Below are 26,024 nucleotides of genomic sequence, written 5' to 3' on the forward strand. Positions count from 1 at the left end.
GCACGTCGAACGCGAGCTCCGCGAAGCTCGATGGCCGTTTCCACCCGGATATCGCCATGAGCCTCGTGAACACTGCCAGCGCCCCCGATCCGTTCCTCGCCCCCACGCCGCCCGCCGACGACGATGGCGGTTTCGCCGTGCGCGGCGAGGTCGCGCTGGCGCTGCCGATGCGCCATGCCGGGCTGCGGCCGCTGCGCGTGCGCTACGAACTGGCCGGCGCGGCGCAGGCGCCAGTGGTGCTGCTGGCCGGCGGCATTTCCGCCCATCGCCATGTCGCGGCCAATGCGGTCTTCCCGGAAAAGGGCTGGGCCGAAGGCCTGGTGGGCGCCGGCCGCGCGCTGGACCCGGCGCAGCGGCGGGTGCTGGCGTTCGATTTCGTCGGCGCCGACGGCGGCCTGGACGCGCCCATCGACACTGCCGACCAGGCCGATGCGGTCGCGCTGCTGCTCGACGCGCTGGGCATCGCCCGGCTGCACGGATTCGTCGGCTACTCCTACGGCGCGCTGGTCGGCCTGCAGCTGGCGATCCGCCATCCGCAGCGGTTGCAGCGGCTGGTGGCGGTGAGCGGCGCGCATCGCCCGCATCCCTATGCCTCGGCGTGGCGCGCATTGCAGCGCCGCGCGGTGGCGCTGGGCCAGCTGCAGTGCGCCGAAAGCCACGGGCTGGCGCTGGCGCGGCAGTTCGCGATGCTCAGCTACCGCACCCCGGAGGAATTCGGCGAGCGCTTCGACGCCGCGCCGGAAGTGGTCAACGGCCGCGTGCGCGTGGCCGCCGAGGACTACCTGGACGCCGCCGGCGCGCAGTACGTCGCCCGTACCCAGGTCGATGCCTACCTGCGCCTGTCCGAATCGATCGACCTGCACCGGGTCGACCCGGCCGCGGTGGCGGTGCCGACGGTGGTGGTCGCGGTCGAGGGCGATCGCCTGGTGCCGCTGTCCGACCTGGTCTCGCTGGTCGAGGGCCTGGGGCCGCGCGGCAGCCTGCGGGTGCTGCGCTCGCCCTACGGCCACGACGCCTTCCTGAAAGAAACCGATCGCATCGACGCGATCCTCGCCACCGCCCTACGCACCTCCGGAGAAACCGCATGAGCCTGTCCACCGCGACCGAGTCTTCCTGTAGCAGCGCCACCGCCGCGGTACGTGCCGGCATCGACTGCGACACCGCCCACGGCGCGGTGACCCCGCCGATCGTGCTGTCGTCCAACTTCAGCTTCGACGGCTTCGGCAACAAGCGCCAGTACGACTACACCCGCAGCGGCAACCCCACCCGCGACCTGCTCGGCGAGGCGCTGGCGCAGCTGGAAGGCGGCGCCGGCGGCGTGGTCACCGCCACCGGCATGGGCGCGATCAACCTGGTGCTCAACGCGCTGCTGCAGCCCGGCGACCGCCTGGTGGTGCCGCACGACGCCTACGGCGGCAGCTGGCGGCTGTTCGACGCGCTGTCGCGCAAGGGCCACTTCGAGCTGATCACCGCCGACCTGACCGACCCGCGCTCGCTGGCCGACGCACTGGCGCGGTCGCCCAAGCTGGTGCTGATCGAGACCCCCTCCAACCCGCTGCTGCGCATCACCGACCTGCGCTTCGTGATCGAGGCTGCGCACCGTGCCGGCGCGTTGGCGGTGGTGGACAACACCTTCCTGTCGCCGGCGCTGCAGAAGCCGATCGCGTTCGGCGCCGACCTGGTGATCCACTCCACCACCAAGTACGTCAACGGCCACAGCGACGTGGTCGGCGGCGCGGTGATCGCGCGCGATGCCGAGCTGCACCAGCAACTGGTGTGGTGGGCCAATGCGCTGGGCCTGACCGGTTCGCCGTTCGATGCGTTCCTGACCCTGCGCGGCCTGCGCACGCTGGATGCGCGGCTGCGCGTGCACCAGGAGAACGCCGCGGCCATCGTCGAGCTGCTGCAGGAACACGATGCGGTGGCCAGGGTGTACTACCCGGGGCTGGCCGCGCACCCGGGCCATGCAGTGGCCGCGCGCCAGCAGACGGGGTTCGGCGCGATGATCAGCTTCGAGCTGCAGGGCGGCGAGGAGGCGGTGCGCGCGCTGGTGGACGGGCTGCGCTACTTCACCCTGGCCGAATCGCTGGGCGGGGTGGAAAGCCTGGTCGCGCATCCGGCGTCGATGACCCATGCGGCGATGACGCCCGAGGCGCGCGCCACCGCCGGCATCGGCGACGGCCTGCTGCGGCTGTCGGTGGGCATCGAGTCCGCCGACGACCTGCTGGCCGACCTGCGGGCCGGGCTGGCGCGCGCGCAGCAGGCGATCGACGCCGGCGCGAAAGCGCCGCGGCTCGAGCGGGTGGATGCGTGAGCGCGCTGGCATCGGAGCTGCTGCGGCAACCGCCGGCGACGGCGCGGGCACCGAAGCTGGCGCTGCTGGGTACCGGCACCGTGGGCAGCGCCTTCGTGCGGCGCTACCAGTCGCTGCTGGCGCGCGGGCTGCACCTGCCGCAGTTTTCGTGGCTGGCCAATTCGCGCATCGCCCACGCCTGCGTGCGGCCGCCGGAGCAGGTGCTGGCCGACGCCAACCGCGCGCCGCGGCTGGCCGTGCCGTTGCAGCCCTGGGCCGAGGCCGAGGGCCTGCAGGCCGGCGACGTGGTGGTCGATGCCACCGCCAGCGAAGAGGTGGCCAACTGGCACGTGCAGTGGCTGACGCGCGGCGTGCACGTGGTCACCGCCAACAAGCTGGGGCAGGGCGCGCAGCTGGCGCGGGCGCAGGCGATCGGCCAGGCGCGGCGCGACAGCGGCGCGCGCTACGGCGACAGCGCCACGGTCGGTGCCGGGTTGCCGTTGCTGGGCAGCATCCGTGCGCTGGTGGCCGGCGGCGACCATATCCATGCGGTCGAGGGTGTGCTGTCCGGCTCGCTGGCCTGGCTGTTCCATCGCTACGACGGCAGCACGCCGTTCTCCGAATGCGTGCGCGAGGCGGCGGCGGCCGGCTATACCGAGCCGGACCCGCGGATCGACCTGTCCGGCGAGGACGTGCGCCGCAAGCTGTTGATCCTGGCCCGCGCCGCAGGCGTGTCGCTGGACGCGGAGCAGGTGCGGGTGGAATCGCTGGTGCCGGCGGCGCTGGCCACGGCCGCGCCGGCCGCGCTGGACGCGGCATTGCCGCTGCTGGATGCGCCGCTGGCCGCGCGCTGGCAGCAGGCGCAGGCGCACGGCCGGTGCCTGTGCGTGGTCGGTCGTTTCGACCGCGACGGCGCCAGCGTGGCCCTGCGCGAACTGGCGGCCGACCATCCGCTGGCGGCCGGCAGCGGCACCGACAACCGCGTCGCCATCCACAGCGATCGCTATGCCGCGCAGCCGCTGCTGATCCAGGGGCCGGGCGCCGGCGCCGAGGTCACCGCCGCAGCATTGCTGGATGACGTGCTGGCCATCGTCCGCGGCGGTCCTGCGGGTTGAGCGTCAGCGGTCCGGTCGTGCAGGAACGCCGGTGGTGCGCAGGGCTTCCAGCAGCGCGGCGTTGAAGCGTCCGGGGTCCTGCACCTGCGGCGAATGGCCCAGCTGCTCGAACTCCACCAGCCGCGCGCCGGGAATCGCCGCGGCGGCGGCCCTGCCCAACCGCGGATAGTCGCCGAGCGTCGCCTTCAGCGCGGGCGGCGCCAGATCGCGGCCGATCGCGGTGCGGTCCTTCTGGCCGATGAACAGCGTGGTGGGTACGCGCAGTTCCTGCAGTTCGTAGACCACCGGCTGGTTGAACACCATGTCCGAGGTCAGCGCCTGGCTCCAGGCCACCGCCTGCCTGCCGGGACCGGCGTACATCCCGGCCTGCATCCGCGCCCAGCGCTCGTACTCCGGCTTCCACTGGCCGTCGTAATAGACCTCCAGCTGGTAGTTGCGGATGCTGTCGTAGCCGGTCTTCAGCTCGTTGGCGTACCAGGCGTCGACGCTGCGCCACGGCACGCCCAGTGCCTTCCAGTCCTCCAGCCCGATCGGGTTGACCAGCGACAGGCTGGCCACCTGCTGCGGGTACATCAGCGCGAAGCGGGCGGCGAGCATGCCGCCCATCGAATGGCCGACCACGTGCACCTGGCCGCCATCGATGCCCAGATGCCGCAGCAGCGCCTCGGTGTTGGCCGCCAGCTGGCCGAACGAGTACTGGTAGGCGGCCGGCTTGCTGGACTTGCAGAAGCCGATCTGGTCCGGCGCGATCACCCGGTAGCCGGCGGCGGCGAGCGCCTGGATGCTGTCTTCCCAGGTGGCCGCGCAGAAGTTCTTGCCGTGCAGCAGGACGACGATGCCGGCGAACGCGGAGCCGGCCGGCGGCACGTCCAGGTAGGCCATCTCCAGCGCCTGTTGCTGCGAATCGAAAGCGAAGGTATGGACCGGATACGGGTAGTCGAAGCCTTCCAGGCGCGGGCCATGGGACTGGGCATGGGCCAGGGCGGCGCTGCCGGCCAGCAGCAGGGTGGCGAGGATGCGCGAGGAACGGGGCATCGGTGCGACTCCGGGGGGAATTGTCCGCCACGTTAATGGAGCCGGGCCGGGAATGGCCAACCCGGAGGTCCATCGGGATGGCCGGAGCGCGACCTCTGCGCAGGGGGAGCCGGGGCCTTCGCCACACGATGCGGGGCATGAGGATCCGGGCAACCGGTGGAACCGGGCATCGGGGATGTGGTGGATGCATGGGGTCGCGGTTGTGAGCCGCTCCTCCCCGGCGAGGGTCGCTGCCGCCACGATGCCGCGCGAGTGTGGATCGGGGCGGCGGGCGATGCTGGCTGTACGTACCCGCTCAACCGGGCGCCGGCAGCACGCTGTCGGTGGGCGCGGCGTTGCCGGCATGCAACAGCTGCAGGCAACCGCATTGCGTCATCTCGGCGGAGGGGCCGTGCAGCGCGTCCAGCACCTCGTCGACAGTCGCCGTCGCGGTCGGGCGGTACGCCGCCCAGCCGTTGCGGCCGTGCTGCTTGACCCAGTACAGGGCGCGGTCGGCCAGCACCAGCAGCTGCTCCCAGCCGATCCTGCCTTCCGGGTCGGCGATCATCGGGAATTCGGCCAGCCCCAGCGAGCAGGTGACGTGCCCGTCGTGGTCCCCGCCCAGGTCGAACGCATGCGTGGCGATCGCCCTGCGCAGCCGCTCGGCGGTGGCCGCGAGCTGGTGGCGCGGAGTGGCGCGCAGCACCAGCAGGAACTCCTCGCCGCCCCAGCGCACCACGTAGTCGCTCTCGCGCGTCTGCCGTTGCAGCAGCTGCGCCATCTGCTGCAGCACGGCGTCGCCGGCATGGTGGCCGGCGCTGTCGTTGATCGCCTTGAAGCGGTCGACGTCGATCAGCACGAACAGCATGCCCGGGCTGTCCGGTTCCAGATTGCGCGGCATGCGCCGGTACATGGCGATGTCGCGACGGATGTGCATCGACAGGTAGCGGCGGTTGCGCAGCTGGGTGAGGTCGTCGGTGAAGCTGGCTTCCTGCAGCTTCTGGTTGGCGCCCTGCAGGGCCTCGGTGCGTTCGCGCACCAGCCGTTCGAGCACGTTGCGCTGGCGGCGGTGCCAGGCCAGCATCACGCGCCAGCCGGCGGCCAGCGTGGCCAGGGCGGCAAGCACCAGCAGCGCATGGAACCAGGCGGTCTCGTGGAAGCGGGGGGCGATGCGGAACGCCAGCGCCGCGGGAGCCTCGGCCCAGTGGCCGGCGTTGTTGGAGCCGGTGACCTGGAACAGGTAGTCGCCGGCCGGCAGATTGGTATAGGTGGCGCTGCGGCGGCGCGGGTCGCCCACGCCGTGCCACTCGGCGTCGTAGCCGAGCAGGCGGTAGCGCAGGTCGACGTTTTCCGGGGCCTGGAACGAGGGCACGGTGAACTCGAAGTCCAGGTCGCGCGCGTCGGCCGGCAGCGACAGCACGCCGTCGCCATCGGTGTCGTGCCAATGGCCCTGCGCACGCACGCGTTCCACCCGCGGCAGCGGCACGACCGGGTTGGGCAGGATGTCGGCGGTGTCCAGCGCCACCACGCCGTCGCGGCTCGGCAGCCACAGGGTGTTGCCATCGACCACGCCGCGCGCGCTGCCGGCGCCGTTGCAGCAGGGGCCCTGGATGCCGCCATGGCGTATCCCGCGTTCGTTCAGTACCAGTTCGCCGTGCAGGCGCCTGCCGGGCGCGCGTGCGGCGGCGACCAGCCCGGACAGCGAGGTGCGGTAGACCCCGCGCATGCCGGCCACCCACAGTTGTCCATGGCGGTCGTCGGTGAGGAAGAACGGTGCATTGGTGGGCAGTCCCTCGGCCTCGCCGAAGGCGCTCCAGCGGTCGCGGTCGAACAGCCACAGCTGCTCGCCGAGGGTGCCGGCCAGCAGCTGGCCATCGGGCAGTTCGTGCAGGGCGCTGATGTCGGCCGCGGCGAGCTGGGCGTTGCCCTGGTCCAGCGCCACCAGCCGTTGGTCTTCGTCCAGCGCATACAGGCCGGCCTGGGTGCCCAGCAGCAGGCGGCCGTCGCGCGCCTGCATCACCAGCCGCACGCGTGCGTCGCGCAGGCCTTCGGCGATGCCGTAGTGGCGCCAGTGCCGGCCATCCCAGCGGTGCGCGCCGTTGCTGGTGGCGAACCACAGCCGTTGCTGCCGGTCGCGCAGGATGGCGTTGATCTGGAGCCCGCCCAGCGGCGCCATCCAGGGCGGGGCGGTCGCGCGTCCGTGCTCGTACAGCAGCGCCCCGCGACGGGTGCCGACCCACAGCCGCCCGGGTTCGGCGAGCAGGGCGTAGGCATCCTCCTGCGGCAGGTCGGCGGCGCCGAGCACGCGCCGGTAGCGGCCATCGCGCAGCAGGAACACGCCGCCCTGCGTACCCACCCACAGGCCACCGCTGTCCGGGTCGCGCGCCACCGTCCAGGCGAGCGGATCGGCCAGCCCCTCGGCGCGGCTGAAACGGCGTGTCCAGCCGTTCCACAGGCGGGTGACGCCGAAGTAGCGGCTGCCCAGCCACAGGTTGCGTTCGCGGTCCTCCAGCAGCGTGCGCACGCCCAGCCCGCGCTCGCCTTCGACCACGTGTTCGGCGACCTGGCGGTCGACGATGCGCAGCAGGTGGTCGGCCTGGCTGACCCACAGATTGCCGCCGCTGTCGGCATGGAGCGCGTCGATCGGGGCGCCGGTGGCGACGGGCGAGGCGGTGTAGCGCCGCCACTGGCCGTCCTGCAGCCAGAACAGGCCGCGGCTGGTGCCGGCCCAGAGCGTTCCCTGGGCGCGTACCAGCCGGCGGACCTCGGCGGCGCTTTCGTGCGCCGGCAGCGGCATCGGCCGGCCGGTGCCGGCGGCATCGAGCCGCAAGACCGTACCGGTGCCGCCGACCAGCAGCCCGGCAGCGTCGGGCAGCAGCGCGAACGCGCCGCCGGCGACGGTGGCGTGCAGCACCAGTTCGCCGCCATGCTCGCGGTAGACCCCGTCCTGCGCCGCCACCAGCACCTGGCCGTCGCTGTCCAATGCCAGCGCCTGGATGTCCAGCAGCTCGGGATGGCCCTTCACCGGAAGGTTGCTGAAGCGGCCGTTGCGGTGCAGCGCCAGCCCCTTGTAGGTGCCGATCCACAGCTCGCCGTCGCGACCGGCCAGCAGCGCCTGGATCCACGGTCCCGGCAGCCGCGCCGGCGGCGCTTCGCCGTAGGCGGTCATGCGTACGCCGTCGAAGCGCGCCAGGCCACCCTGGGTGCCGAACCACAGGTAGCCGTCGCTGTCCTGCGCGATCGCGTAGACGCTCAGCTGCGGCAGGCCCTGCTCGATGCTCCAGCGCTCGCGGACGTAGTGGTTGAACGCCTTGTGCGGGTCCAGCGCGGCAGCCGGCCCGCTCCAGCCCGCCAACAGCAGCGCGCAGCCCAGCAGGCATGAGCACAGCCACCGGTGGAGCGGGAGAAGGCGGTATGGCATTCCCTGACCTGGACACGGGTACCTGATCGGTATCGGCCGTGCCGGGGCGGGCTTGAGTCCAGGGGGAAGGGGACGCTGCGGAGGGCGTGTTCAGCAAGCGGCCGGAAGGGACCGGGGCATCGGTCCGGCAGCGTTCCCGCCACGGGGCCGACGCTGCGGCGCGCTCAGCACTCGATGACGTTCATCGCCAGGCCGCCGCGGCTGGTTTCCTTGTACTTGCCCTGCATGTCGCGGCCGGTGTCGCGTACGTCCAATGGGGCGATCCAGTGGGCCAGGCGATGGATCACATCGGATCACGGCGAGCAGTGAGTGCATGGCGACCGAGACAGCGTCGATTTGAATGCGGGCCGGCCAGTCCTCGCGACGCTTGCCGGCGACCCCGCGCCCGGGCGCGACCTTTCAGCGACGCAGGATTCTCTCGGCAAGGTGGCGTTGCACGTCGGCCCGGCTCATGTGCTTTCCCTCGCGGTCGACCACGCTGAAATCCACGCCGTTCTCCCAGAGCTGGGGGGCGGACAGCACGGCGATGTCCTCCGGTGCGGTCCCCGACTGGAGGTCGAGCAGGCGCTGGTTGAAGCCGGCGTCGCGCAGCCATGCCCGGTAGCTTGAGTCGTGGTCGGTGGCGAACTGCACCTGGTAGTGGCATTCCTCGCGTTCGGGCGAGGGGCGTGCGTCGCACTGGGCGTTCCACTGGTGCAGGCCGATCAGCGCCTCCGGCTCCATCTGCCGCTGCGCGGCGGCGGCCCAAAGCGCGACGCACATGCTTGCGCAGTGGGATTGCACGCGCACGGTGAGGTTGCGCCTGCGGATCATCCGCGCCGCTTCCAGGCCGGGGCCGGCGTATCCACCGCCGCTGGTGATGTCGATGCGCCGCAGCGACGGGTTGGCGTCCAGAGCCGCCCGCAGGTTGTTGGCGAAGTTCCTGCCGACGTTGCCTTCGATCCGCAGCACCTCGCCCAGTGCGTCCACCGACATGCGGGCCTCGTTCACGGTCCGCAGGGTGGTGGATTTCTCGCCCCGCACCACGGTGGCTGCGGGATGCGGGGCGGCAGCCGGGGCCTTGATCGCGGGCGCGGCCGCTTCGGCATCGAGGGCGGCCGGTTTGTTGCGGTTGCCGATGAACCAGGCCAGCAGTAGCAACGCGCCGGCCGCAAGCACCAGCCTGGTCAGGCTCAGGCCGCCCTTGCGCGGCGCGGCGTGCGCGCGGAGGGCGCGCGGGACGGACGGCGGTTGGTTGCCCGGATCCTGTTCGGAATGCATTCGTTTCCCTGGAAGAGTTCGCGTGGCGGGATCGCCGCGGCGCTCAGCACTCGATGACGTTCACCGCCAGGCCGCCACGGCTGGTTTCCTTGTACTTGTCCTGCATGTCGCGGCCGGTGTCGCGCATGGTCTTGATCACCTTGTCCAGGCTGACCTTGTGCTTGCCGTCGCCGCGCACGGCCATGCGCGCGGCGTTGATCGCCTTGACCGCGCCCATCGCGTTGCGCTCGATGCAGGGGATCTGCACCAGCCCGCCGATCGGGTCGCAGGTCAGGCCGAGGTTGTGTTCCATGCCGATCTCGGCGGCGTTCTCGATCTGCCCGGGGGTGCCGCCCAGCGCGGCCATCAATCCGCCGGCGGCCATCGAGCAGGCCACGCCGACCTCGCCCTGGCAGCCGACCTCGGCGCCGGAAATGCTGGCGTTCTCCTTGTAGAGGATGCCGATGGCCGCGGCGGTGAGCAGGAAGTCGAACACGCCCTGCTCGCTGCTGCCGGGGCAGAAACGGTCGTAGTAGTGCAGCACCGAGGGGATGATGCCGGCCGCGCCGTTGGTCGGGGCGGTGACCACGCGCCCGCCGGCGGCGTTCTCCTCGTTCACCGCCAGCGCGTACAGGTTGACCCAGTCCAGCGTCGTCAGCGGATCGCGCATCGCCGCTTCCGGGCGCGCGGACAGTTCGCGGTACAGCGTCGGCGCGCGCCGCGAGACGTGCAGGCCGCCGGGCAGGGTGCCTTCCTCGCGGATGCCGCGCGCAACGCAGGCCTGCATCGCCGCCCAGATCTCGCGCAGGCCCGCGCGGATCTCGTCCTCGCTGCGCCAGCACTTCTCGTTCTCGAACATCAGCGCGGCGATGCTCAGGCCGCTGCGCGCGGCCTGCGCCAGCAGCTCGTCGCCGCTCCTGAACGGATACGGCAGCGGGGTCTGGTCGGGCACGATGCGGTCGTCGGCGGCATCGTCCTCGTTGACCACGAAACCGCCGCCCACCGAGTAGTAGTCGCGGGTGGCGATGACCTGGTCGTCGGCGTCGTAGGCGGTGAAGCGCATGCCGTTGGTGTGGTACGGCAGCTTCTGCCGCTTGTTCATGGCCAGGTCGCGCTTCTCGTCGAAGGCGATCTCGCGCTGGCCCATCAGGTTGATGCGCTTGCGCGAGCGGATGCGGTCCAGCGCGGCGGGGATGATGTCCGGGTCGATCAGGTTCGGGCGTTGGCCTTCCAGCCCCAGCAGCACCGCCTTGTCGGTGCCGTGGCCGCGGCCGGTCAGCGCCAGCGAGCCGAACACCTCGGCGCGGATCCGTACCACGTCCTGCAGCCGGCCCGGGTCCAGCAGCCAGCGGTGCACGAAGCGCTCGGCCGCGCGCATCGGCCCCACCGTGTGGGAGGAACTCGGACCGATGCCGATCTTGAACAGGTCGAACGTGCTGACGGACATGCGTTTCTTCTTTCCGTGGCGAGGCTGCGTGAAGGGTGGCTATTCTATGCCGGGCGCGTTGCCGGCCCCGCCCGCAGCGCAACATCATTCATCGACGCCACATCTTGCATGAACCTGATCCTGTACCAGCGCGACGACTGCCACCTCTGCGACCTGGCGCTGGAGGCGCTGGCGCAGGCGCGCGCACCGGAGTTCGAAAGCGTGTTCATCGACGACGATGAGGTGCTGGAAGCGCGCTATGGTATCCGCGTGCCGGTGCTCAGCGACGGCACGGGACGCGAACTGGACTGGCCGTTCGATCCGGCCGGGCTGCAGCGGTGGCTGGCGGCCGCAGGCTGACCCTGCCTGCGCCGGGCCGGTGCATGACCGGCCGGCCGACCACCCGATCCATTCCCGCCCCGGTGCAGCCGCGCTTCGCGGCGGAGACCCGGCGCCGGCCGGTGCGTCGATAGCTGTCTGGTCCTGTCTTCCTGCCGCGGTGGCCTGGCTGGAGTTGCGCGGGCGCGATATCCGGTTCGAATGACCCTGGACCGCGGAGCGCTGGCCGCCGCGGCTGCATCCCCGGCCGTGGCGCCCGCTGCCTGCGCAAACAGGCGCGAATCGCTTGTTGTCCCGCACCATCGCACTGCCGTGGCGGCGCGGATCGTGCCCTGCGCGGACGGAATTCTGTGATGGGACGCCAGGATTCCGATGCCCGGGGAAATATCTTTTGACAGCGCTGCCATCGCTGCAGAAAGGTCGCCCTCGGATCGCCGTAATCGGGGCGATTCCATCCGACAACCACGCAAGAACCTCGAGGAGGCCAGAATGGACTGGTTACGCGCTCCCGTTGTTTCTCTCGTTTTTCTCGCCGGCCTGGCCGCATCTTCCGTCACGCCGGATGCGCATGCGCAGACCCTGGTATGGCAGGACAATTTCGACGGACCCGGCATCGACGGAAACAAGTGGACCTACGACGTCGGCACCGGCTGCCAGATCGGCATCTGCGGCTGGGGCAACAACGAACTGCAGTACTACACCAGCCGGCCGGAGAACGCCCGGATCGAGAACGGCGTGCTGGTGATCGAGGCCCGGCGCGAGAATTTCGAAGGCAGCGCCTTCACTTCCGCCCGGCTGAAGAGCGAAGGGCGCATGCACTTCAAGTACGGCACGCTCGAGGCCAGGATCAGGACGCCCGAGGTCGGCAACGGCCTGTGGCCGGCGTACTGGATGCTGGGCACGATCGGCGTCTGGCCCGGCCGCGGCGAGATCGACCTGATGGAGGCCGGCTCGGCGGCGGCGATCGCCGACGGCATGGCCAACCGCCGCATCGGCGCGGCGGTGCACTGGGACTACAACGGCTCGCAGGCGGACTACGGCCACGACTACGACAGCCCGTCCGACCTGCACACCGCCTTTCACGTCTATCGGTTGACCTGGGACCCGCAGTTCATCCGCGTCTCGATCGACGGCCAGCAGTATTTCGAGTTCGCCATTTCCGACATCGAGGGCGGCTCGCTGCACGAGTTCCACCAGCAGTACTACCTGCTGCTGAACCTCGCCGTGGGCGGGACCTACACCGGCGTGGGCTCGGCGGCGGGCGTCACCGCGCCATTGCCGGGCAGGCTGGAAGTGGATTACATCCGGCTGTACCAGAATCCCGGGGACGAGCTCTACGTCGGCGCCGATCACGCCGTCCCGGCCGGAAAGTTCGGCGTCTTCACCGAACGGATGGACACGGTGGGCCAGGTGAATTTCGGCCAGGACGGCGAGCTCTACCTGTGGAACAACCTGACTCCGATCCCCGAAGCGCCGTTCGAGGGCTCGGAAGTAATGGCATTCCTTGCCAACGCCGGCGACTGGTTCGGCATGGGCATCGTGACCAGCGACCGCAACATGGGCGCGTATGCCGGCGGTGCGCTCAAGTTCCAGCTCAAGACCACCACGCCTTCCACCTTCAAGATCGGCATCAACACCTCCTTCGGCGACAGCTGGGTCGATTTCGTGCAGGGCGGCCCGCAGTACGGCCTGGTCCGCGATGGCGCCTGGCACGAGGTGAGCATTCCCTTCAGCGCCTTCCACGACCTGGACCTGCAATCGGTGAAACAGATGTTCATGCTGGTGGCCGACGCGCCGGCCTCGCACGTGGACATCGCCATCGACGATGTCTACTACCAGTCCGGCGGCAACGGCAACGGTGGCGGCAATGGCTGGACGACGCGGGTGGAGGCCGAGGACTACGCCTTGATGAGCGGCGTCGATGTCGAGCCGTCGTCGGAGGGCGGACAGAATGTCGGCTGGATCGATGCCGGCGACTGGATGGTCTGGAACATCGACCTGCCGTCGTCCGGCAGCTACAAGGTGGAATACCGCGTCGCCGGCTTGAACGGTGGCCGCATCCAGCTGGAGAAGGCCGGCGGCAGCCCGGTATACGGCGGCATCGACGTGCCGGTGACCGGCGGCTGGCAGACCTGGCAGAGCATCTCGCACACGGTGACGCTGGACGCGGGGCCGCAGCAGATCGCCATCTACGCGCCGGCGGGCGGCTACAACCTCGACTGGATACAGTTCACCCGGCTGTGAGGCGGTTCATGGCGATCCCGGTCCCCGGGCCGGGATCGCCGTGCAGTGCAGATGCCGTGCGGGGAACGGCCGCATCCTGGCGGAAGAGGATAGCGACGGGGTAGGGGGGATTGGGAATGGTTGTCGGGGTAGGGGGGTGCAGTTTCCGACCCAAAGCGGACATGTGGGAATGCGGTGCGGCAATATCGAGCGCTTGAGCTGCCGGACGGCTATGCCTGATCGGTGGGCATCACCCAGAGCTCGGCGATGGACGCCCGTCGGGGTCGGGTGACCATGAAGGCGATCGCGTCGGCGATGTCATCCGGTGCGAGGCGCTCGTGTTGCGCGTTGAATGGCTCCAGCATCTCGGTTCGGATCTGATCGTTGTTGTGGGATCCCAACTCGGTGTCGACCGCACCCGGTTCGACTACTCCGACGCGGACGTGTCGTTGCGTGATTTCCTGCCGGAGCGATTCGGTGAAGCCGTTTACGCCGAACTTGGTCAAGTTATAGACCCCGAAGTTGGCCCAGGCCTGCCTCCCAGCAATAGAGCTGATGTTGACGACGTCCGCCACTTGCCTCTCGCTCTTGGCAGCAGCACTCAACAAGTGCGGCAAAGCGGCGCGGGTCGTGTAAAGCAGGCCGCCAACGTTAATCGCCAGCATGCGCTCCCACTCGCCTATGTCCGCTCCCACGATGGGACCAAGCAACATGAGCCCCGCATTGTTGACAAGGATATCGAGCCTACCGAAGTGGTCGACGACCGCTTGGACCGCCGCCTCTGCCTCCGCGCGCCTGGTGATGTCGGCTTGGACGGCATATGCAGTCCCGCCCGCAAGGTGGTGGATATCAGCCACCAGCTTGTCCAGTCGTTCCTTGCGACGGGCGAGGACTGCGACCGCAGCTCCCTCCTGTGCGAGGCGACGTGCGGTCGCCTCGCCAATGCCACTGCTCGCGCCTGTGATAAGCGCCACGGTGCCGGAAAGCTTGGGTGTCACGATCGTTCTCCAAGAACTTGTGTAGTGGATAAGGTCGGTGCGTTCGGCGCGTCGAAGCCCAAAGACGAAGACAAAGAGAGCTGCGCATCCGACTGGGCAAGCAGAGCGGATGCCTTCGCCTGGAAGACCTGCACGGCATCGGCACCGGCTGCGAAGCGCATCGGCGGCTCCTCCAGTCCGGCAAGATGGACCAGCGCCTCCGCCAGCCTTTTCGGGTCGCCGCCCTGTTTGCCGTCCATCCTCTTCCAAGCGGCGACCGTCTCGCGGGTGCGCTCGGCATAGTCCGGGATAGACGGCGGTGCGTACGTGGTGGAGCCGGTCGTAAGCAGGTCGGTGCGGAAGAAGCCTGGCTCGACCAGCATCGAGCGGATTCCGAACGGCTCGATCTCGACAGCCAATGATTCGATCCAGCCTTCGAGGCCGAACTTCGCGGCGGAATAGGCCGAGCAGAACGCACCACCGACGATGCCCGCCGTTGAAGACACGGTCATCAGCAAGCCAGCTCGACGCTTGCGCATGTGCGGTAAAGCCGAACGTGTGACGTTCATCGGACCGAATAGCAGCGTCTCGAGCTGGTCGCGGATCTGCTGCTGGGTGAGCTCTTCGAAAAATCCTGCGTAGAAGTTTCCGGCGTTGTTGACCAGCACGTCGATGTGGCCGAAACGCGCGATTGCGGCAGCCACGGCCGCGTCCGCCTCCTGCGGGCGCGTCACGTCGAGTCGGAGGCTGAGCAGGTCTGCCTGCGCGCCGATGGCAGTTTCGACTTTGCTCGGGTCGCGACCTGTGGCGACGACCGCATGGCCCGCTGTGAGGGCGGCCCTGGCGATGTGGGTGCCAAGACCCCGGCCGGCGCCGGTGATGAACCAGACTTGTTTGTCGGTCACTGGATTCTCCTCAAAGGTTGTCTGCGAAGAAGGTGGAGAGCTTCGCGACGGCTTGGCCCACGTGCGCAGGACCGTCGTACAAAGTCATGTGGGTCGCGCCATCCACTACGAACAGTTCCTTGGCCCCTGCGGCCTTGGCGACCAACTCCTGGCTCTGCCACAGCGAGCCGGCTTCGCTGCCGGCGATCATGAGCAGGGGTTGGGTGAGCAGGGTATCGGCGCCGCCGAACCCGTCGAACGAGATCGCATGGGCGGCGCTGGTGAGCAGCATCTTGTTCGGGGCGTTGGCATGCTGGCCGCGAGGAGTCAGGTAGTACTCCGCCGCCTCCTGCAGGTCGCGCGGAGCCGTGCGGTCGCCCACCTCCGGCACGTAGGGGACGTACACCGGCGCGGCGCCCGCCGCTTCGGCGGACCGCTGTTTGGCCACTGCGTCCAAGGTCGCGAACTGCAGGGCCGGATCAGCCTTGCCGTCCCAACCACGTCGCGATGCCGCGCCCACGTCCACGGCGCTGACGGTTCCGATAGCCTTGATGCGTCGCTCGGTCATAGCTGCCTTGACAGCCGCGCCGCTGCCGGCACAGATGCCAAGCGCGCCAAGACGGCCTGCGTCGACTCCGGGCAGTGTCGTCAGGTAATCCACTGCGCTGTAGATGTCCTTGACCCGCTGCATCGGATCGTCGAGATACCGAGGCAGGCCACCGCTCGCACCCTGGTGCGATGCGTCGAAGGCCAAGGCGACGAAGCCCTGCTCTGCCAGCTTGCGCGCGTATAGTCCGGCGACCTGTTCCTTGACGCCACCGCCCGGGTGGACGACGACGACCGCAGCATGGTGCTTACTGGGGTCGAAGCTCGCTGGGAAATAAACGTTGCCGGCCATGGTGATGCCGCCGTTGTCGAAGCTGACTGTCTGCATCGTCGCAGCTTGTGGGGACTCTACGGCCGGGGCAGCTGCGAAGGAGGTCGCGGGCAACATCAGGGCGACGCTCAACGCCAAGGTGCCCAGGACGAACGCGCGGCGCCCGGCGTTGGAGTAGATGGGGTTGCGGGCTCGCAGGTTCATGTCGTGACCTCGATGGGGAATGTCGTGGAGTGCCCAGTCAAGATATGCCTGTCCAATTATTCCTACTAGACACTAATATCTGGATGTACCTATTACGGAGACAAATAAATGAACCGCGACGAGATGGCGGACCTGACCGCATTCGTGGTGGTTGCAGAGGAACGCAGCTTTACAAAGGCGGCTGCCAAGCTGGGGATCTCGCAATCGTCGTTGAGCCAGATCGTGCGCCGCGTCGAAGGCAGGCTGGGACTGCGCCTGCTCACGCGGACAACCCGCAGCGTGGCCCCGACCGAGGCAGGTGAACGCTTGTTGCGAACGCTGGTGCCCGCACTGCGGGAACTCGACGCTAGCTTGGAGGAACTCAGTTCGGTCCGGGAACGGCCTGCGGGAACGATCCGAATCTCGTCGGTCGAGCACGCAGCGAAGACGGTGATCTGGCCGGTCCTCCAGCAACTCCTACCGGACTACCCTGACATCACGGTGGAGCTCTCGCTCGACTACGGGCTGGTCGACATCGTTGCGGAGCGATTCGATGCCGGTGTTCGCTTGGGCGAGCAGGTGGACAAGGACATGATCGCCGTGCGCATCGCTCCGGACATGCCGATGGCCGTTGTCGGCGCGCCGTCCTACTTCGCGCGGCATGCGCCGCCAAAAACCCCGCAAAAGCTGGTGGATCACGCGTGCATCAACCTGCGCTTGCGCACCTCGGGCGTGCTGTATCCATGGGCCTTCAAGAGAAAAGGCAGGGAGTTGAATGTGCGGGTACGGGGACCGCTGGTGTTCAACACCATCGACCTGATCCGCGACGCCGCGCTTGCGGGCTTCGGCCTCGCCTATCTCCCGGTCGACCAGGTACGTGAACACCTCGACGACGGCCGGCTCGTCAGCGTCCTCGACGATTGGTGTCCCCGACTGTCGGGCTACCACCTGTACTACCCGAACCGCAAACCGCCGGCGGCGTTCGCGCTGTTGGTCGAAGCGCTCCGGTACAAGGGTTAGCCATAACGGCGGACGGTAGCCAGTGCGTGTGTCCGCTTCTGGCCGCTCCCCGACCCTCTACGGTCGAGGAGCGAGCCTTATGGCTTCAGACATCCATCTGCTCGGCGATCTCCAGAGCGTCATCGACCTCTATACCTAGGTAACGCACGGTGCTCTCTAGCTTCGTATGCCCAAGCAATAGCTGAACCGCCCTGAGGTTTCGCGTCCGGCGGTAGATCAACGAAGCTTTGGTCCTGCGCATCGTGTGCGTGCCGTAGGAACCCGACTCGAGGCCAGCATCTTCTACCCAGCGATGGACGATGCGGGCGTACTGCCTCGTCGACAGGTGGGGCGAGTCCGAAATACGGCTTCTAAATAGAAAATCCGACTGCTTGAGCTCAGCGTGGGTGATCCAAGCCTGCACGGCCTCGCGAGTCGATTGGGTGATCTCGAACTGGACGGGTCGGCCGGTCTTCTGCTGCATCACGATGGCGCGGGATGCCATTTGACCGCTATGGGAAACATCCGATACCCGCAGCTTCACCAAGTCGCAGGCGCGTAGCTTGGAATCGATCGCCAGGTTGAAGAGGGCGAGGTCACGGACCTTGTGGCCGAGCTGAAGGCGAATGCGAATAGCCCAGATGTCTTTCAGCTTGAGCGGTGCCTTCTGCCCGATCAGCTTGCCCTTGTTCCAGGGCTCGTGGTGCTGAGATGTGTGAAGAATTGCCATGCCCAACTCCTGATGAAGGGTTGGTCAGGCTTCTCCTACACCCAGAAGGAAAGCGTGATGCGACCCAAAGCGGACTCAGGCACGCAGCGCATCGACCACCAACCGGAACGCAGGTGATGGCTGCCTCCGACTGGGGTAATACAGGTGGTATCCAGGGAATGGCGGGCACCACCGCGCAAGCACCCGTACGAGTTCGCCCGATTCGAGGTGCGGCGCGAACTCGTCTTCGGGCAGGTAGGCGATGCCCAAGCCACCCAGCGCGGCCGCGACGATGTGGTGGCTGGCGTTGAAGATGACTTGCCCTTCCACGCGCACGTTCTGCTGCCGACCAGCCCGCTCGAACTCCCACACGTAGAGCCCGCCATGCGTCGGGAACCGGATATTGATGCAGCGATGCGCGACCAGGTCCCGTGGCGTCTTCGGCGGAGGATGCTTTTCCCAGTATGCGGGCGATGCGACTGCCGCCATGCGTAACCTGGGCCCGATCGGCACGGCGATCATGTCCTTGTCGATCTCCTCGCCCATCCGCACGCCGGCATCGAAACGATCCGCCACGATGTCCCGTAAGCCATAGGAGACATCGAACTCGATGTGGATGTCGGGGTACTGATGCATCAGCGGCGCGAGCTTCGGCAGCAACGTGGTGCGCAGCACGTGGTCGCCGCAGGTGATGCGTACCGTCCCGGCGGGTTTCTCGCGCAGTTCGGTAATGGCATCGAGCTCGGCCTCGATTTCGTCGAAGCGATGTCCAATCGCCCGCATCAGGCGCTCGCCGGCAGGCGTTGGCGCCACGCTGCGCGTGGTGCGGGTAAGCAGGCGGATCTGCATCCGCGCCTCCAGGCCGCTGATCGCCTGGCTAACGGCCGATTGGGTGACCCCCAATTGGGCGGCAGCACGCGTGAAGCTGCCCTCGCGCGCGACGGTGACGAAGGCAAGCAAATCGTTGAGGTTGCTCCTGGCCATGGAAGCCAGTGTGCCACACACATCAATTAGCAGAGCTAATGGATGCATTCAGTAATCAGTACCTAGTCGCTGAAGCGACGCGGCGCCAGACTGGCCGGGCAATGGTGGTCTTCCGACCACCGCCAGGAGACTCAAATGAAAGCATTCGCACTGTCCGCCGCGCTGATGTTGGCCTTGTCACCCCTTGCCGCCGGCGCCCAAGACGTCCCGACCTCAGGAGGAAAGACGATGGCGCTGACCCAGGACTGGGACAAGGTGTTCCCAAAGAGCGACCGGGTCGAGCACCGGAAGGTAACGTTCAAGAACCGCTACGGCATCACGCTGGCGGCCGACCTGTACCAGCCGAAGAACGCCAGCGGCAAGCTGGCGGCGATCGCGGTGGGTGGCCCCTTCGGCGCGGTGAAGGAACAGTCGTCCGGCCTGTATGCGCAAACGATGGCCGAACGCGGTTTCGTCACCCTGGCGTTCGATCCGTCCTACACCGGCGAAAGCGGCGGTGAGCCGCGCAATGTCGCCTCTCCCGACATCAATACCGAAGATTTCAGCGCCGCCATCGATTTCCTCGGACTGCAAGCCAACGTCGACCGCGAGCGCATCGGCATCCTCGGCATCTGCGGCTGGGGCGGCATGGCGCTCAATGCCGCCGCCGTGGACAAGCGCGTCAAGGCCGTCGCGACCAGCACCATGTACGACATGACGCGCGTCATGTCCAAGGGCTACAACGACAGCGTGACCCTCGAGCAGCGCACGCAAACCCTGGAGCAGCTGAGCCGGCAGCGTTGGCAGGACGCGGAGAAAGGCGCTCCCGCGCATGGTCCGGCCATGAACGAGCTGAAAGGCGGCGAAGCGCAATTTCTGGTGGACTACCACGACTACTACAAGACGCCGCGCGGCTTCCATCCGCGGTCCGTCAATTCGAACGGCTCGTGGACCGTCACCAACCCGCTGTCGTTCATGAACATGCCGCTGCTGACTTACATCAACGAGATCGCGCCGCGCCCGATCCTATTCATCCATGGCGAAAAGGCCCACTCTCGCTACTTCAGCGATACCGCCTACGCGGCCGCGGCGCAGCCGAAGGAGCTGATGATCATCCCGGACGCGAACCACACGGACCTGTACGACCGCGTGGACGTGATTCCGTTTGACAAGCTGACGGCCTTCTTCCGGCAGAACCTGGCCGCGCAATGACCACGTTGATGGACGTTCCGGCAGTCACCGGCCAATACGAGGCCACGGCGCGCCCCGCCCACTGGGGCGGTGTGCTCGCCATGACGCTGTGCGTGTTGGCGCTGATCGCGTCGGAGTTCATGCCCGTGAGCCTGCTGACGCCGATGGCCGCCGACCTGCACGTCAGCGAAGGGCTGGCGGGCTATGGCATCGCCATCTCCGGCGCGTTCGCAGTGATCACCAGCCTGTCGATTTCCACGCTGGCCGGCAGCATGAACCGCAAAACCCTGCTGCTGGCGCTGACCGGACTGATGGCCGTGTCCGGTGCGGTGGTCGCGCTGGCGCCGAACTATGTCGTCTACCTGGCGGGACGCGCACTGATCGGCGTGGTGATCGGCGGTTTCTGGTCGATGTCGGCCGCCACCGCGATACGTCTGGTGCCGACCGCGCAGGTGCCGCGCGCGTTGGCAGTCTTCAATGGCGGCAACGCGTTGGCGACCGTGATCGCGGCGCCGCTGGGCAGCCACTTGGGTTCGGTGGTCGGCTGGCGCGGCGCCTTCTTCTGCCTGATCCCGGTGGCTGCCGTCGCCTTCATCTGGCAGTGGATCAGCTTGCCGTCCATGGCCGCCGAGCGCGCCGACGGCTCCGGCAATGTATTCCGTCTGTTCAAGCGTCGCACCGTGGTGCTTGGGATGGCCGCCTGCGGTGCGTTCTTCATGGGGCAGTTCACGCTGTTCACGTATGTGCGGCCCTTCCTGGAAACGGTGACTCGCGTGGATGTGTCCACGCTGTCCCTGATCCTGCTCGCGATCGGGATCGCCGGCGTCATCGGTACGGCGATGATTGGCACCTTCCTCAAGGGGGGCCTGTATCGCATCCTGATCGTCATTCCTGTTCTGATGGCGGCAATCGCGCTCGCGTTGATCCCCTTGGGTGCTTGGATGTGGCCAGTTGCAGTTCTCTTCGCGTTGTGGGGACTTCTGGCCACTGCGGCACCCGTCGGCTGGTGGAGCTGGATCGCGGATGCGATGCCGGAGGAGGATGCCGAAGCCGGTGGCGGCCTGATGGTCGCCGTGATCCAGTTGGCGATCGCATTGGGCTCCACCGTGGGCGGGATGTTGTTCGACGGCAGCGGCTACCGAAGCACGTTCGTGGCGAGCGCAGTGGCTCTTCTGCTCGGTGCCTTCCTGACGTTGCTGACGTCGCGCGCGTCGGCCGGACGGGCCGCTTGAGCAATGGTTAATAGGCGGCCCCTCGCGTTTAACGATGCTCGTTCCACATTGCGGCTGTTGCGGCAAGCGAGCCTGCTGGTGCTCGGCCTGTTGATACTGGGAGGCTGCAATGCCAGTGAGCGAAAGGAACCTGTCGGGAATGTTCAAGAGGTCATCGAAGTACCTGCCACACAGGAGAGAGCCCGCATGTGGATGACCATCGGCGAACATCGCTTCTCTATCACGTTGGCGGATACCGATGCCGCGCGGGCATTCGCGGCCCGGCTCCCCTTGACATTGGAGATGGCCGAGCTCAACGGCAACGAGAAACACGTCGACTTGCCGCAAGCATTGCCCACCGATGCAAGCCATCCCGGCACGATCCGGAACGGCGATCTGATGCTCTATGGCTCGAAGACCGTGGTCCTCTTCTACGAGACCTTCCGTTCGTCCTATTCCTATACCCCGCTGGGACACGTGAACGATCCCCATGATCTAGGACGGGTGCTTGGCCATCGTAGTAGTCGAGTGGCCTTTTCAGAATGACCGCTTCTGGCCGCTCCCCGACCCTCTACGGTCGAGGAGCGAGCCTTATGGCTTCAGACATCCATCTGCTCGGCGATCTCCAGGGCGTCATCGACCTCTATACCTAGGTAACGCACGGTGCTCTCTAGCTTCGTATGCCCAAGCAATAGCTGAACCGCCCTGAGGTTTCGCGTCCGGCGGTAGATCAACGAAGCTTTGGTCCTGCGCATCGTGTGCGTGCCGTAGGAACCCGACTCGAGGCCAGCATCTTCTACCCAGCGATGGACGATGCGGGCGTACTGCCTCGTCGACAGGTGGGGCGAGTCCGAAATACGGCTTCTAAATAGAAAATCCGACTGCTTGAGCTCAGCGTGGGTGATCCAAGCCTGCACGGCCTCGCGAGTCGATTGGGTGATCTCGAACTGGACGGGTCGGCCGGTCTTCTGCTGCATCACGATGGCGCGGGATGCCATTTGACCGCTATGGGAAACATCCGATACCCGCAGCTTCACCAAGTCGCAGGCGCGTAGCTTGGAATCGATCGCCAGGTTGAAGAGGGCGAGGTCACGGACCTTGTGGCCGAGCTGAAGGCGAATGCGAATAGCCCAGATGTCTTTCAGCTTGAGCGGTGCCTTCTGCCCGATCAGCTTGCCCTTGTTCCAGGGCTCGTGGTGCTGAGATGTGTGAAGAATTGCCATGCCCAACTCCTGATGAAGGGTTGGTCAGGCTTCTCCTACACCAAGAAGGAAGGCTTGATGCGACCCGAAGCGGAAATTCGCAGCATTGGTCCCTACAGACCAGCTTTTTAGGCTGATGAGACAAGATTGGATGTTAATTTAAGCTATCAATCCAGTTGAGGTATCTGTGGACGCTTTCGAAAACAGCCTATCGCAGCTAGGCACCAGAGTCCGGTCACGCCATGACGCCGGCCTGGTTGGTGAATCTACCGGCCGCACGCGTAACGACGGCGACGGCTTGATGGTGCAGATCCGTTTTCCGGGCCAGCAGCCACGCTTCGAGATGGCCGAGGACCTGGAGCCTGCCGATACCGAACTCGACGACCGCGATCAGGTGCTGTCCGGCAAGTTTGCCAGCGCGACACATCTGCGCAAGCGCTTGACCTCGGTCCAGCTGGCGGGCCAGTTGTCGGAGATGATCTACAGCCTAGACACCACCGATACCCAGTTCATGCCGCACCAGTTCAAGCCTCTGCTCGCATTGCTGGACTCGCCGTCAAAGGGGGTGCTGATCGCTGATGAAGTGGGCCTGGGCAAGACCATTGAGGCTGGGCTGATCTGGACCGAGTTGCGCTTCCGTACCCATGCCACCCGCTTGTTGGTGGTTTGCCCGGCCGTGCTGTGCGACAAGTGGAAACAGGAGCTGTATCGCCGTTTCGGCACCACCGCCCAGGTAATGAATGCGCGCGAGCTGCTACAGCACCTGCAAGCGGGCGAGGCTGCACCCAAGGTGCCGGCCATCATCTGCAGCCTGCAGGGCATCCGGCCGCCGACCGACGCCACCGATGACGATGCGAACACCACATCGACGGTCGTGCGGTTAGCCCGCCACCTCAATGACGCTCAGGGCCAGACCTTGTTCGACCTGGTGGTGATCGACGAAGCGCACTACCTGCGTAATCACCAGACATCTTCGGCCTTTCTCGGCCAGCTGCTGCGGCCGGTGGCGGAGTACTTCGTTCTGCTCTCGGCCACGCCAGTCAACAACTGCAGCACTGACCTGTTCAACTTGGTGTCGCTGGTGGACCCTGACCAGTTCCGCTTCGAGGGCGAGTTCGAGAACGTGCTCCGCGCCAACCAGCCGCTCGTGCGTCTGGCCAACCAGCTCAAGCGGCCGGAGGCCAGCATCGGCATGGTGCGCGAAGCGCTGGACGAGGCCGAACTGCACTGGCTGTTCCGCAACAGCGAAAGCCTGAAACTGCTCAAGGACAGCTTGGGCGTGCGTGACGATGCCGAGGTGCTGGTGCCGGAAGAGCGTGTGGAGATGAACCATCGCCTGGAGCGCGTCAACCTGCTGGGACAGGTGATTGTCCGCTCGCGCAAGCGCGAAGTTCTCGAGAACCGGGTGGAGCGACTGGTGCAAAATTTCCCGGTGCCCATGACTACCCTCGAGCAGGACTTCTACCAGCGGGTGACCGAAGCGGTGGTCACCTATGGCCTGCACAATGGCGGAGTACAGGGCTTCCTGCTGGCCACGCCGCAGCGGCAGATGTCCAGCTGCATGTTCGCGGCGGCATCGCGTTGGCTGGGGCGTGCTGGCGAATGGTGCGAGGAAGAGGCTGAGGCTTTCGCTTACGACGCCTTCGGTGAAGACATCGAGCCTAGGGACCTGACATCGGTGTCCAGGCATGTCGCCCGTGCGCTGGTGGGCCATGTCGACCTGACGGCGTTGCGCGCCCATGACTCGAAATACGAACAGCTAGAGGCGCTGCTGAAGGAGTATGCCTACGACTATCCACGGGAGAAAGTCATCGTCTTCAGCTATTTCCGGGACACGCTCGGTTACCTGAAGGAGCGGCTGGAGGCGGTGGGCATCCCGGCGCTGATCGTGATGGGTGGCGACGACAAGCAGGCCCGCATCGACGAGTTCCGCCAGTCCGATCGCTACAAGGTATTGCTTGCATCGGAAGTCGCGGCAGAGGGCGTGGACCTGCAGTTCATGCGCTTCTTGGTCAATTACGACCTGCCCTGGAACCCGATGCGGGTGGAGCAGCGCATCGGCCGCATCGACCGTATCGGCCAGCAGGCCCAGGCCATCTCGATCGCAAATCTGGTGTACCAGGACACCATCGACGATCGCATTCTGACCCGCTTGTTCGAGAAGCTGAAGCTGTTCGAGGATGCACTGGGCTGCACGGAAGACGTGCTCCAGGACGGCATCAGCCTGTTGACGCGTGACTTGCTCAGCGGCCACCTGACCCCCGAACAGCAGGAGCGGCGCATCGACCAGACGCGCGCGGTGATGGAGCAGAACCGCCGCAATATGGCCGAGATCCAGGAGCACGAGGCCGATTTCGTTGGGCTGGGCGAGTTCGTGCGCAACAAGGTCTCGCATGCGCACGACACCCAGCGGCGCATCACCGACCAGGACTTGCAGCTGCATATCCGCGAGTATCTCGAAGAGAACGCACCCGGCTACGCCATGCGGATGGATCCCGGTGGCGCCACCGGCAGCATTCGCTTGGGCGCAGACGCCACCGCCAAGCTGATCCGCTTCCGGGAACGCCACCAACTGCCGCGCTCGAAGCTGGAAAGCGGCGGTGATTGCGAGGTGGTGATTCGCAACCATGTCAATCGTGGCGAGCATCCGCCCAAGTATGAGCTGATCAACCAGTACCACCCGCTGGTGCGCATGATCGCCGACCATGAGGGCCGTGGCCAGCATCGCGACTTGGTGGTGGCGGCCGAGGTGGAACTGGCGGAACTCGGGCTGGACATCTCATCGGGTGACTACGCGTTTGCGGCCGAGATCTGGCAGTTCGAAGGTGCGCGACGTGAGGAGACCATCCGCGCATGCTTCCTTCCTGTGCGCGGAGGCGAACCTATCAGTGGGGAAAGCGGCTTCGACCTGATCAACGCATTGCGTGCACAAACTCGCGACTGGGTGGACATAGGGTCGTGCCTGCCAGATAGGAAGGCTTCTGCCGACCTGCTGGAGAGCACGAAGGCAGCATTGCTGCGCCAGTTCCGCGAAGCGAGGCGAGTCTTCCAAGCCGAGAACGCCGATCGCATCCGCATCCAGCGCGAAAGCCTAGCGCGCAATCTTGAGCGCCGTATCGACAAGCTCGAACTGGCTATGCAGCGGGTGGCAGAATCGCATCGCGCTAACTATCGGCGGATGGCGGAGGGGCAGATCCGCGACTTGCGCCAGAAGCATGATGTGGCGGTTGCCGGCCTGGATCAGCGAGAGCAACCCAGTGTGACGCGAAGTGCATTGATTTCAGGATTCGTCAGGATCAGGGGCTGACCGGATGGAAAAGGGGAAAGGGAAGTCGAAGCCGACGCTGCGGGATTCCGCCGCGGACTTCATGGCGCACTGGAAGGCATCTAGGCCCAAAGAGCCGGTGGCAACCGCTGGCATGAACGGCGGCGACGCGAGATCCGGGCGCTCGGAAGACGTTGATAATGCGCTTCGAAACTGGAAGCGCGGCGGTGGTGAAGCCACTAGCAGGAAAGGTGCTCCCGATGTCCAAGTTCGAATCAAAAGGAGAGTTGCTGCTCCTTCACTTACTAGGGAAGGAAAGGGAGCGAAACACCGCTCGAATACGCGGAATCAGGAAGCAGCTGCTCCTACCTACGCGCGTTCCGAGCTGAATCGGCCTTCCAAGCCCATGGGCAACCAGCTAGGGGTTAGGACGTCGGGCGTCTGGCAGGAAATCACCACGAGAAAGCCCCAAAAGGTCGAGACGGGGTCGCGA

At 66.8% G+C, this 26,024-nt stretch carries 20 protein-coding genes; 10 read left to right on the forward strand and 10 right to left on the reverse strand.

Going from position 1 to position 26,024, the window contains the following annotated elements:
- Nucleotides 1-56 precede the first annotated feature (56 nt).
- From metX to OK345_RS07640, 3 genes are read left to right on the forward strand one after another with little or no spacing between them, the layout of a single operon-like run.
- Nucleotides 57-1,088, forward strand: a complete 1,032-nt coding sequence (metX, locus tag OK345_RS07630; protein WP_265127335.1) for a homoserine O-succinyltransferase MetX — start codon at nt 57-59, stop codon at nt 1,086-1,088.
- Nucleotides 1,085-2,314 carry an O-succinylhomoserine (thiol)-lyase gene (locus OK345_RS07635; protein ID WP_265127336.1) on the forward strand — a complete coding sequence of 410 codons (1,230 nt, stop codon included), beginning with the start codon at nt 1,085-1,087 and terminating at the stop codon, nt 2,312-2,314. Before metX ends, OK345_RS07635 begins: the two co-directional genes overlap by 4 nt.
- Nucleotides 2,311-3,408 (forward strand): homoserine dehydrogenase family protein, encoded by a 1,098-nt coding sequence (locus tag OK345_RS07640; protein WP_265127337.1) that lies wholly within the window; start codon nt 2,311-2,313, stop codon nt 3,406-3,408. Before OK345_RS07635 ends, OK345_RS07640 begins: the two co-directional genes overlap by 4 nt.
- A 3-nt stretch (nt 3,409-3,411) precedes the next feature.
- Here the strand turns inward: OK345_RS07640 and OK345_RS07645 are convergent, their stop codons facing one another.
- The 4 genes from OK345_RS07645 to OK345_RS07660 form a co-directional block, all read right to left on the reverse strand.
- Nucleotides 3,412-4,443, reverse strand: coding sequence for an alpha/beta fold hydrolase (locus tag OK345_RS07645; RefSeq protein WP_265127338.1), 1,032 nt, complete (start codon nt 4,441-4,443; stop codon nt 3,412-3,414).
- A 295-nt stretch (nt 4,444-4,738) separates the two neighbouring features.
- Nucleotides 4,739-7,843, reverse strand: coding sequence for a ligand-binding sensor domain-containing diguanylate cyclase (locus OK345_RS07650; RefSeq protein ID WP_265127339.1), 3,105 nt, complete (start codon nt 7,841-7,843; stop codon nt 4,739-4,741).
- Nucleotides 7,844-8,242: 399 nt separating this feature from the next.
- Complete coding sequence (locus OK345_RS07655; RefSeq protein ID WP_265127340.1) at nt 8,243-9,103, reverse strand: hypothetical protein; 861 nt, start codon at nt 9,101-9,103, stop codon at nt 8,243-8,245.
- Between the two features lie 43 nt (nt 9,104-9,146).
- The gene (locus OK345_RS07660; protein WP_265127341.1) at nt 9,147-10,529 is read right to left on the reverse strand and encodes an L-serine ammonia-lyase; all 1,383 of its coding nucleotides are present in this window, start codon (nt 10,527-10,529) and stop codon (nt 9,147-9,149) included.
- A 108-nt stretch (nt 10,530-10,637) separates the two neighbouring features.
- Here OK345_RS07660 and OK345_RS07665 point away from each other — a divergent pair, with 108 nt between their 5' ends.
- Nucleotides 10,638-10,868: a glutaredoxin family protein gene (locus OK345_RS07665; RefSeq protein ID WP_265127342.1), complete on the forward strand. Its 231-nt coding sequence runs from the start codon at nt 10,638-10,640 to the stop codon at nt 10,866-10,868.
- A gap of 468 nt (nt 10,869-11,336) precedes the next feature.
- Nucleotides 11,337-13,091 (forward strand): carbohydrate-binding protein, encoded by a 1,755-nt coding sequence (locus tag OK345_RS07670; RefSeq protein ID WP_265127343.1) that lies wholly within the window; start codon nt 11,337-11,339, stop codon nt 13,089-13,091.
- A 209-nt stretch (nt 13,092-13,300) separates the two neighbouring features.
- On the opposite strand, the gene OK345_RS07675 is transcribed toward OK345_RS07670, so the two are convergent.
- The 3 genes from OK345_RS07675 to OK345_RS07685 are packed head-to-tail and all read right to left on the reverse strand — an operon-like array spanning nt 13,301 to nt 16,012.
- Nucleotides 13,301-14,068, reverse strand: a complete 768-nt coding sequence (locus OK345_RS07675) for an SDR family NAD(P)-dependent oxidoreductase (RefSeq protein WP_265127344.1) — start codon at nt 14,066-14,068, stop codon at nt 13,301-13,303.
- Nucleotides 14,065-14,952 (reverse strand): SDR family oxidoreductase, encoded by an 888-nt coding sequence (locus OK345_RS07680; RefSeq protein WP_265127345.1) that lies wholly within the window; start codon nt 14,950-14,952, stop codon nt 14,065-14,067. Before OK345_RS07680 ends, OK345_RS07675 begins: the two co-directional genes overlap by 4 nt.
- 10 nt (nt 14,953-14,962) lie before the next feature.
- Nucleotides 14,963-16,012 carry an alpha/beta hydrolase gene (locus tag OK345_RS07685; RefSeq protein ID WP_265127346.1) on the reverse strand — a complete coding sequence of 350 codons (1,050 nt, stop codon included), beginning with the start codon at nt 16,010-16,012 and terminating at the stop codon, nt 14,963-14,965.
- Between the two features lie 108 nt (nt 16,013-16,120).
- Between OK345_RS07685 and OK345_RS07690 the strand changes: the two genes are divergently transcribed.
- Nucleotides 16,121-17,011 (forward strand): LysR family transcriptional regulator, encoded by an 891-nt coding sequence (locus OK345_RS07690; RefSeq protein WP_265127347.1) that lies wholly within the window; start codon nt 16,121-16,123, stop codon nt 17,009-17,011.
- An 85-nt stretch (nt 17,012-17,096) separates the two neighbouring features.
- On the opposite strand, the gene OK345_RS07695 is transcribed toward OK345_RS07690, so the two are convergent.
- Together OK345_RS07695 and OK345_RS07700 are read right to left on the reverse strand one after the other, a co-directional pair.
- Nucleotides 17,097-17,720, reverse strand: a complete 624-nt coding sequence (locus tag OK345_RS07695; RefSeq protein ID WP_265127348.1) for a tyrosine-type recombinase/integrase — start codon at nt 17,718-17,720, stop codon at nt 17,097-17,099.
- Between the two features lie 75 nt (nt 17,721-17,795).
- Nucleotides 17,796-18,683: a LysR family transcriptional regulator gene (locus tag OK345_RS07700; protein WP_032969003.1), complete on the reverse strand. Its 888-nt coding sequence runs from the start codon at nt 18,681-18,683 to the stop codon at nt 17,796-17,798.
- Nucleotides 18,684-18,818: 135 nt separating this feature from the next.
- Between OK345_RS07700 and OK345_RS07705 the strand changes: the two genes are divergently transcribed.
- The 3 genes from OK345_RS07705 (at nt 18,819) to OK345_RS07715 (ending at nt 21,610) form a co-directional block, all read left to right on the forward strand.
- Nucleotides 18,819-19,874, forward strand: a complete 1,056-nt coding sequence (locus tag OK345_RS07705; protein WP_004146588.1) for an alpha/beta hydrolase — start codon at nt 18,819-18,821, stop codon at nt 19,872-19,874.
- A complete protein-coding gene (locus OK345_RS07710; protein ID WP_265127349.1) occupies nt 19,871-21,085 on the forward strand; it encodes an MFS transporter in 1,215 nt (404 codons plus the stop codon). Before OK345_RS07705 ends, OK345_RS07710 begins: the two co-directional genes overlap by 4 nt.
- A gap of 186 nt (nt 21,086-21,271) precedes the next feature.
- The gene (locus OK345_RS07715; protein ID WP_261998244.1) at nt 21,272-21,610 is read left to right on the forward strand and encodes a cyclophilin-like fold protein; all 339 of its coding nucleotides are present in this window, start codon (nt 21,272-21,274) and stop codon (nt 21,608-21,610) included.
- 53 nt (nt 21,611-21,663) lie between these two features.
- Here the strand turns inward: OK345_RS07715 and OK345_RS07720 are convergent, their stop codons facing one another.
- Nucleotides 21,664-22,287, reverse strand: coding sequence for a tyrosine-type recombinase/integrase (locus OK345_RS07720; protein ID WP_265127348.1), 624 nt, complete (start codon nt 22,285-22,287; stop codon nt 21,664-21,666).
- Nucleotides 22,288-22,453: 166 nt separating this feature from the next.
- Between OK345_RS07720 and OK345_RS07725 the strand changes: the two genes are divergently transcribed.
- Nucleotides 22,454-25,573 (forward strand): DEAD/DEAH box helicase, encoded by a 3,120-nt coding sequence (locus OK345_RS07725; protein ID WP_265127350.1) that lies wholly within the window; start codon nt 22,454-22,456, stop codon nt 25,571-25,573.
- Nucleotides 25,574-26,024: the final 451 nt, after the last annotated feature.

Origin of the sequence: Xanthomonas chitinilytica, assembly GCF_026107455.2 — a bacterium.
In the GTDB taxonomy this organism is placed as follows: Bacteria; Pseudomonadota; Gammaproteobacteria; order Xanthomonadales; family Xanthomonadaceae; genus Stenotrophomonas; species Stenotrophomonas chitinilytica.